The organism is Thalassospira sp. UBA4513 (assembly GCF_002388495.1).
GTDB lineage: Bacteria > Pseudomonadota > Alphaproteobacteria > Rhodospirillales > Thalassospiraceae > Thalassospira > Thalassospira tepidiphila.
In genome coordinates, this window is the sequence record NZ_DGMR01000003.1 from 222,072 (window position 1) to 222,382 (window position 311).

At 63.7% G+C, this 311-nt stretch carries 1 pseudogene; it reads left to right on the top strand.

From position 1 onward, the window contains the following. A pseudogene (locus B2T33_RS01810) lies at positions 1-311 on the top strand (hypothetical protein); the annotation flags it as partial.

Genomic DNA, 311 nt, shown 5'->3' on the forward strand with positions numbered 1-311 from the left:
GCCGAGGCCGAGATTGCCCGGATGCTTTATCCCGCTGTGCGTGACGGCATGCTGGCGGGCTACCCTTGGCGGTTTGCCGGGCGGGGGTGCTGGCTCTCGCGCTTGGCGGACGGGGATGGCGCTGGGGCTGGTTCGGCCAAGGAGGACAGCAATCTGTTTGCCTTGCCACGGGACTTTATCCGCTTGCTGTCGCTTGAAAATGAGGGGGGCAAGATTGCCCGGTTTGAGTTGCGCGATCAGGCGGTTCTGGTCGCAAGTGACAGTGCGTATCTTGGCTATGTCGCGCGTTTGCCCGAGGGCAGCTTTCCGGC